We start from the raw sequence: 1220 nt of genomic DNA, 5'->3' as shown, positions 1-1220 counted from the left end.
CTTAATCTTGTTAAAATATCCCTTGATAAGTCAAAGCCCTTTTTTCTGTCTTTAACCCTGTATTCTTCTATATACCTATCCCTTAGTTCTTCGGCAAGGGAGGTAATATCCTCATAGCTGACAGACAGCTTTCTTTCCTTCATGACTACTTGTAAGGGCTTGGCTACATTTTCATACAAAAAAATTGTTCTCAAAGCGTCATACTTTTCAATAATGATATTAACGCTCTTTTCAACACAATCAATGTCCAGGATGCCTTTTATAGAAAGTGATATCTGCTCAAAGTAGGCGTCTGAATTTTTATCCATCATATAGTGGTACAATATCCCTTGCTGCATAGGAGTGAGCCGGTACATATCTTTTATGTTTTGTTTCTTCAAATCACTCATAAGTACTCCTCCTTCAAACTCATCCATATTCAGATCGTCTACTGTAAAATCACTGAGTGTAGCTTCTGAATAGTCCATTTCTGCACAATGGGTTATTATGTTTACTAAATGCTTTTTAAAACTCACCGCTACCCCTTCAATAGTACTCTTCTCATACTCGCCCTGGTTGTAGCTAAAGTTTAATTCCAGCTTCCCGCCTTCTACAGTTCCGCCGTTAATATCAATACAATACTCACTTTTATAGTTTGGTCCTGTAGACTCTCCGGCAGGAATATCAGACACTCCAAATAAATTGTCTACATTATCCTGGTTGAATTGACCGAGGTAATTGAAGCTTATTTCAGGGTTTAGATTAAAGTTTAAATCGGCTTTGTTTTCCGGCAAGGTAAGATATTTTAGTATGCCGTAACCTATCCCTTTGTTAGGTATCTGCCTGATGTTTTCTTTTACCGATTTGATCATGCGGGAAATATCGAGTTGTCCGCTGACATCTAACACCACGGGATACTGGGTGGTGAACCATCCCACGGTCCTGCTTATGTCAATGTCTTTAATGATTTCCTCCCTGCCGTGCCCCTCCAGACTGATCAGAACCTTATCATTTCCGGTCCATTCCCTCACTGCTAATCCCAAGGCGGTAAGCAATATGTCGTTTACTTCTGTGTTATAAGCATGGTTTACCCGCTTTAGCATCTTCTCAGTCTCTTCAATACTCAGCTCGATCTTGACGCTATTGTTATTCATATACCTTCTTTCTTCAATCTCTCGGTCTTTTGGAAGCGGTATTGTTTCAGTTTTTTCCAAATTGGTCCAGTAATTTATTTCTTTTAA

The 1220-nt window shown here is 38.9% G+C and carries 1 protein-coding gene; it reads right to left on the bottom strand.

From position 1 onward, the window contains the following. Positions 1–1220 (bottom strand): condensation domain-containing protein (locus GRP75_RS27420; RefSeq protein WP_237449232.1); only part of this gene is annotated, 1220 nt, incomplete at both ends.

It is taken from the genome of Paenibacillus sp. OT2-17 (assembly GCF_009827695.1).
Taxonomy (GTDB): Bacteria; Bacillota; Bacilli; order Paenibacillales; family Paenibacillaceae; genus Paenibacillus; species Paenibacillus polymyxa_B.
Note: the sequence above shows the minus strand (reverse complement) of the source record. Positions and strands in the feature narration are given on the sequence as shown.